The sequence below is a fragment of the Roseobacter sp. EG26 genome (assembly GCF_049830555.1).
In the GTDB taxonomy this organism is placed as follows: Bacteria; Pseudomonadota; Alphaproteobacteria; order Rhodobacterales; family Rhodobacteraceae; genus Roseobacter.
The window spans coordinates 58,211-64,403 of the sequence record NZ_JBNBLH010000015.1; the positions used below are offsets into that span (position 1 = coordinate 58,211).

General features: G+C 54.4%; 7 protein-coding genes and 1 tRNA gene. 2 read left to right on the plus strand and 6 right to left on the minus strand.

Going from position 1 to position 6,193, the window contains the following annotated elements; all coding sequences use genetic code 11:
• Positions 1–5: 5 nt before the first annotated feature.
• Positions 6–791: a cytochrome c1 gene (locus ACOTTU_RS22315; RefSeq protein WP_298916678.1), complete on the plus strand. Its 786-nt coding sequence runs from the start codon at positions 6–8 to the stop codon at positions 789–791.
• Between the two features lie 433 nt (positions 792–1,224).
• Here ACOTTU_RS22315 and ACOTTU_RS22320 read toward each other — a convergent pair whose 3' ends face one another.
• The 5 genes from ACOTTU_RS22320 to dapF all read right to left on the minus strand — a co-directional run bounded on the left by ACOTTU_RS22320 (position 1,225) and on the right by dapF (position 4,858).
• Positions 1,225–1,374, minus strand: coding sequence for a hypothetical protein (locus ACOTTU_RS22320; protein ID WP_298916681.1), 150 nt, complete (start codon positions 1,372–1,374; stop codon positions 1,225–1,227).
• Between the two features lie 126 nt (positions 1,375–1,500).
• Positions 1,501–2,175, minus strand: a complete 675-nt coding sequence (locus ACOTTU_RS22325; RefSeq protein WP_298916683.1) for a Crp/Fnr family transcriptional regulator — start codon at positions 2,173–2,175, stop codon at positions 1,501–1,503.
• Positions 2,176–2,323: 148 nt separating this feature from the next.
• Positions 2,324–2,683, minus strand: coding sequence for a putative quinol monooxygenase (locus ACOTTU_RS22330; RefSeq protein ID WP_298916686.1), 360 nt, complete (start codon positions 2,681–2,683; stop codon positions 2,324–2,326).
• Between the two features lie 91 nt (positions 2,684–2,774).
• Positions 2,775–4,028: a tRNA (N(6)-L-threonylcarbamoyladenosine(37)-C(2))-methylthiotransferase MtaB gene (mtaB, locus tag ACOTTU_RS22335; protein WP_425661326.1), complete on the minus strand. Its 1,254-nt coding sequence runs from the start codon at positions 4,026–4,028 to the stop codon at positions 2,775–2,777.
• A complete protein-coding gene (gene dapF, locus ACOTTU_RS22340; RefSeq protein ID WP_425661332.1) occupies positions 4,025–4,858 on the minus strand; it encodes a diaminopimelate epimerase in 834 nt (277 codons plus the stop codon). The genes mtaB and dapF overlap by 4 nt, the downstream gene beginning before the upstream one ends.
• 106 nt (positions 4,859–4,964) lie before the next feature.
• Between dapF and ACOTTU_RS22345 the strand changes: the two genes are divergently transcribed.
• Positions 4,965–5,040 (plus strand) — tRNA-Lys (locus tag ACOTTU_RS22345).
• 485 nt (positions 5,041–5,525) lie between these two features.
• Here ACOTTU_RS22345 and ACOTTU_RS22350 read toward each other — a convergent pair.
• Positions 5,526–6,065: a hypothetical protein gene (locus ACOTTU_RS22350; protein ID WP_425661328.1), complete on the minus strand. Its 540-nt coding sequence runs from the start codon at positions 6,063–6,065 to the stop codon at positions 5,526–5,528.
• Between the last annotated feature and the right edge of the window lie 128 nt (positions 6,066–6,193).

A 6,193-nucleotide genomic window follows, 5' to 3' on the forward strand; every position in this document is an offset into this window, starting at 1 on the left:
AGATCATGTTCAGAACATTTACGCTTAGTGTCGTGGCGGCTTTCGGGTTGGCCACGTCCGGTCTGGCAGCGGGTGGTGAAGGTCACGTCGAAGACTTCGATTTTTCCTTTGAGGGGCCCTTTGGCACCTACGATCAGAACCAATTGCAACGCGGGCTTCAGGTCTACACCGAAATCTGCTCCGCCTGCCACGGACTCAAGTTCGTACCCATCCGCTCGTTGGCTGAAGAAGGTGGACCCCATCTGCCCGAAGATCAGGTGCGGGCCTATGCCGCGAATTTCGAGGTTTTCGATGCCGAACTTGACGATTTCCGTCCGGCGCTGCCAGCTGATCACTTTCCGGAATCAGGTCTTGAGAACGCTCCCGATCTGAGCCTGATGGCCAAGGCGCGGGCGGGTTTTCATGGCCCCTACGGTCTCGGCATCAATCAGTTCTTCAAGGGCATTGGTGGCGCGGAGTATATTGCCTCGCTGCTGACCGAATACACTGGCGAGGAAAAAGAAGAAGCGGGTGTGACGCTCTATGAGAACAAGGCTTTCCCCGGAGGCTGGATTTCCATGGCGCCCCCGCTTTATGGCGAGGACGTCGAGTTTGCCGATGGCCATGAGAACGATCTTCATCATATCGCCGAAGATGTCTCCGCCTTCCTGATGTGGACAGCAGAGCCGAAAATGATGGCGCGCAAGCAGGCCGGTTTTGTAGGTGTTTTGTTCCTGACGCTGCTCTCCGTTCTGCTTTACCTGACCAACAAGCGCATCTGGGCGCCTGTGAAGGGCAAAGAAACGTCCTGAACGCCTCGGAAATTCTGAATTAAAAAACCCCCCGTGCATTTGCTGTGCGGGGGGTTTTCCGTCTGCACCTTCTCAAGGAAGGCTAATGACAGACCCTGGGGAGAGTCAGAATCGGGTGGTTGGAGGCTTCACGGTTAGTTGGCAGCTAAAAGCTCTTTCGCCGTGATCTCATCCCTGTCCCATACCGTTAAATTCGTCTTTCGTTACCATCTTGATGGCCTTGATATTCAAGGCGAATACTCGTTACCGGTCACCGCTAATAAATTAACAATACCTTGACGGGCGATCCCTGTATGTGAACTGGATCACATTGTGGGAATTTCGTGTGATTTTTTCATGACGTGAAGCGGTGCAAATCGTGCCCAAATTGAACTGAGACACAACAGTTCCAATACGGATTGTGAGTTGAACAGCCACCTGCCAAATCCTTCTTTCAGAAACGTTTGTGGGTTTTGTCGACCATTGACTGAGCCACGCGAAATTCGCGGTCAGTCTCTACCAGCCACGCAATCATCGCCTTGACCGGAGACGGTTTTGGCGGCTTGCGGGTTGCGTCGATTGGTGTCTTGTTAGGCCGTTCCATTTTAATATCCCTTTTGTGCCTTTCCCGGAAATCGCCGGGGGTGTTGGATCAGAGCCCTATACCTCTGATGCTCCCAACATGGCGCAAAAACGAATCAACGTCTGTGAAACGGGTCACATGCCGCAATTAAATCTGGTGTAAATCTGCCATGACCTGCAGGGCGTCGCGGTCGAGCACCTGAACCCCGCCGCGCGTGGATTCAATGACCCCGGCGCGTTTCCAAAGTGACAGGGTCTTGGACACCGCCTCCCGCGTTGCGCCGACAAATTCCGCAAGCTCGGATTGTGACAGGGTCAGCGTCGAAAGATGGTCCGAGCCATCTACCGTGAGGTAGAGTATCTTGCGCGCCAATCGCGCAGGCATTGGCAGGAAGACCTGCTCATTCAACTGGCTGCTCATCCAGCGCATGCGCTCTCCGGCCAATTGGATCATGTCAATGCCCAGGTCCGGGGCTTCGCGGATGGCGCGCAGCATATCAGCGTTTTTGACGCCTCTGAGGCGGGACTTCTCGATTGCCGTGACAGTTGCAGTGCGCGTCCCAGGATCGAAAAGCGCTATTTCCCCGAACAATGCACCAGGGCGCATCACGTCCAATGAAAGCTTGCGCCCTTCACGAGACAGCACGCTGAACTCCAAAGAGCCTGATACAATTGCGTAGAGCGTATCTCCAATGTCTCCCTGCTCGAAGAGCACTTCTCCTTCGTCCAGCGCGACCTCTGTGGCGACCGATGCGAGGAGTTCGGACAGATTCTTGGATGCGTGGGCAAGAAATCCCGTGTTCGGCAATGTAACTGTATCCATTTCGGACCTTTCCCAATTCCGGTCACCCGACTGTCAAGACGGGCAAGCGTAGCCTGCGCATGCGCTAGTTTCAATCATAACGGGCATCACCGTTAATTCTGATGGCGCATTTGTTGGAGGAGAGAAACCAGAAGGCATCGAAAAAAGGTCAGCGATGAAACCCGCTGATCCGCGCATCAAATGTGGCACCCAATCCGGCCAGAGCGGCGCGAACCTCATCATTTGAAGGTCCATAGACAGTGAACCGCACCGCCTCAAAGGTCGCAAAAAACCGATCTGCGAATTTTTCGCCGAAATTACCCAGATGAACCATGACGGCCGCATTGTCAGCATAGCGTTCCAGCACGGTGCAGCGCGTTTTGTCGGCATTCACGTAGTACTCGTAAGTCAAAGCACCCGGTTCAGTTTCACGAGTGGCCGCAACCATCTCTTCAACCAGGGGCTGGACTGCATCCCCTTTACCGTCCTGGATATTCATTTCCAGAACCCATTCTATGTGATCTTCCAAGTCACCTCTCCCACAAGGTGCTTTCAGAGTAACGATCAACGCCTTCGATTGTCACGTCATTTCTAGGGATCAGCTACACAAGACCGTGCGTTCATGCCAGAAGAACGTTGTCGCGACCGCCTGTGATCGTCAGATCAACGACCTGTCCTGTCGGCTGTGGCTCTGAAACACGGACTTCGCAAAACTGTTCTGTACGTCCCATATGGGGCGCTTCCATGAGGACTTTGTGAGAGCGTCCCAACTGGGCCGTAACATGTTGCTCCACCTGCGTGGTACCTGCCGCTCGCAACCGGGCAGCACGTTCCTTGATCGCCTTGCCCTCTACGGCAGGCATTCGCGCTGCTGGAGTGCCGGGACGAGGCGAATAGGGGAACACATGCAGCCATGTGAGATCACATTCTTTCACGAGGGCCAGCGAGTTCTCAAACATCGCTTCAGTCTCGGTTGGGAAACCGGCGATTATATCTGCACCAAAGGTCATGTCGGGGCGCAGCCTGCGCGCCTCTTGTGAAAATCTGATCGCATCGTCGCGAAGGTGACGCCGTTTCATGCGTTTGAGGATCAAGTCATCCCCGTGCTGCAGCGATAAATGCAAATGCGGCATCAGCCGGGGTTCCGTGGCGATGGCCTGCATCAGGTTGTCATCAACTTCGATGCTGTCAATGGAACTGATGCGCAATCTCTGAAGGTCTGGCACCAATCGCAGAATGCGCATCACCAGATCACCGAGTTTGGGTTCTGCCGGCAGGTCCGCTCCCCAGCTTGTCAAATCGACGCCGGTCAGGACAACCTCGTTATAGCCTTTGTCGACCAGCCGCTTGATCTGATCGACCACAACACCAGCGGGAACTGATCGCGAATTTCCACGCCCGTAGGGTATGATACAAAAGGTGCACCGATGATCGCACCCATTTTGCACCTGTACATAAGCGCGGCTGCGGGTGCCAAACCCATCGATAAGGTGACCGGCTGTCTCGGTAACAGACATGATGTCATCCACCTGAACGGCCTCGGTTTGACCTATGAAATCGGCTGCCAGCCCTTGCCAGGTTGAATTCTGCATCTTCTCGGTGTTGCCGATCACCGCGTCTACTTCTTCCATTTGGGCAAAGGTTTCAGGCTCTGTCTGGGCGGCGCAGCCAGTGACGATCAGGCGCGCATCAGGATGCGTACGGCGTAGTTTGCGAATATCCTGACGGGCCTTGCGCACGGCCTCGGCGGTCACGGCACAGGTATTCACGATCACCGCGTTCCTAAGGCCCGCAGTATCGGCAAGCTCCTTCATCGCCTCGGTCTCATAGGCGTTCAGACGGCAGCCCATCGTTGAGAAAACGGGCGCGTTCATGAAATCTCATCCAGAAAGGCGGCGGTCAGAGTACCGTCGAAGACATGCGTTGTTGGCCCCGTCATCCAGACGCCGTCGTCTCTCCAGTCAACATGGATCGTGCCTCCGTCCAAGTCGATCCTGACCTTGCGCCCGGTGAGCCCTTTGCGCGCTGCCGCAACACCCGTGGCACAGCTGGATGAACCAGATGCCAGGGTGATCCCGACACCCCGTTCCCAAACACGCATTCGAATATGGTCGGATCCTATGATCTGCGCGATCTGAACATTGGTGCGCTCAGGATAAAGGGGGTGGTGCTCATGTGCTTTGCCAAAACTGGCCAGATCGACAGCTGCGACGTCATCCACAAAAAACGTGCAGTGCGGGTTGCCCATACCTGTCGCAACAGGAGACCCCGCGATTGGAAGCGTCAGCGTATCCATTGCAGAGGCAAGTGGAATCTCAGACCAATCAAGCTGGGGTTGACCCATGTTCACGGCCGTCATCCCATCGCCCGCATCACATGCAGATAACGGGCCGCGATCTGTACTGAGTTTGAGTGTCGATTGTCCCGTCTCGTGCATGACAAAACGTGCAATACATCGCGTTGCATTTCCACAAGCCGCAGAAAGCGATCCGTCTGCGTTATAGAACGTCAAATGCAGGTCTTCGGCACCGTTGGTAATGACGGCAAGCTGATCAAATCCAACGCCTCTGTGGCGATCGCCAAGCGCCTGAGCAAGCGCGGGTGTCACATCAATATTTTGGGCGCGCGCGTCCAGCACGACGAAGTCGTTTCCCAACCCATGCATCTTCATGAAGGGTAATCCGAGCTGATGATCACTGCGCATTTCGGCCATATAAGCTGCCGCGGTAAAACTATCCAGTATGTCTGTTGAAAAACAACAATTAAGGGCTTGACCCTCCCCCTGCACCTTTCTAAGTAAGCCGCCTAGTGGGCCGTTAGCTCAGTTGGTAGAGCAACTGACTTTTAATCAGTGGGTCGCAGGTTCGAATCCTGCACGGCTCACCACTAAAATTAATGAAAGATGACACGAAGTTTGTCTGTTTCGACAAGAGTTTGTCACTTTTGCGCGAAGATCAATAGGTTCTGCACATCGCGGACCTTGTACGTGCCGCAAATTTAGGGACTCTTGTGACGACTCGTGATGTTTGATCATTATGGTCATATTTTTGGTCATTCTGGTCGCTAACTTTGGTCAGTCGGCAGATTCTGTGTGTTTGCTGGCGAAAACGATGGGCGAAGGGTATCAGGTACGTCTTCGGTCCTTTGTTGTCGCTGACCCAACCCGATTGCCGCTGGAGTGCGGCCCGTCAGACCGAGCTTTCGTTGCAGACCCATGTGCGTGTTAGTTTGTTTTCAGTATGCCTTCTGCGACCGGTTGGCTGCGAGAATTGGGTCCTGTGTGCACTGCGCGCGCGAAAAGAGCTTTGAGGCAACAGAACTCGGACCACACTCGGCGGCAGGCAATGGTTCAGGAGAGCTACCGCAAGGCGTCAGCGCGGCACATCTGTAAGAAGATGCCCCTGCATAAAGGCACCTTTCTTGGACCTCTTGGCTCGCACACGTTCGAAGAAAGCACTTTCATCCACATCCTGTTGCCGAGCAAGCGCGATAATGACTTCTGTCATGTCCACCAGCTCTTCCAGACAATGCTTCTCGTTTTCGCCTGCCGCGATCAGCTCTGCGTGTTCTTCTACCAGCTTGTCGAACAGAGCTTTCGTGAGCTTCGCCCCAGAAACCTTTCGCATTGATGGTTCACGGCCGTTTGCGCGAATGATTTCAGGAATGCGGTCGCGCACGAGTTTCGATGCCTGCCTGAAATCCGTTTCGTCCGCGGCCCGTTTCGCCCGATTGCAGGTCATGCAGAGGGCCTGCAAGTTGGCGGGCGAATCCACATCAATCCAGATACCGTCCTTTTCTACCCTGCCATACTTGTTGGCCTTAGAGCTGGGAACGATGTGGTCTACATCAATGGGCCTGAGCAATGACGGAATACCGCAAAGCTGGCATTTTCCGCCCGCTTTTTTCAACACCTGGTAATCTCCCCATTTTTAGAGGGGCGCGTCAGTAGAATCTAAGCTGCCTTCAGTTTTTGTATCGGGGTTATCCCGCCGATCCCCATGTTTGGTCTTTCGTTGTTGTATGTCCATAGCCAATGAGT

Bases quoted from the DNA above. Each gene is read 5' to 3' on its own strand.
- ACOTTU_RS22315 (WP_298916678.1), top strand. From the start codon at position 6: ATGTTCAGAACATTTACGCTTAGTGTCGTGGCGGCTTTCGGGTTGGCC.
- ACOTTU_RS22320 (WP_298916681.1), bottom strand. From the start codon at position 1,374: ATGGAACGGCCTAACAAGACACCAATCGACGCAACCCGCAAGCCGCCA.
- ACOTTU_RS22325 (WP_298916683.1), bottom strand. From the start codon at position 2,175: ATGGATACAGTTACATTGCCGAACACGGGATTTCTTGCCCACGCATCC.
- mtaB (WP_425661326.1), bottom strand. From the start codon at position 4,028: ATGAACGCGCCCGTTTTCTCAACGATGGGCTGCCGTCTGAACGCCTAT.
- dapF (WP_425661332.1), bottom strand. From the start codon at position 4,858: ATGCGCAGTGATCATCAGCTCGGATTACCCTTCATGAAGATGCATGGG.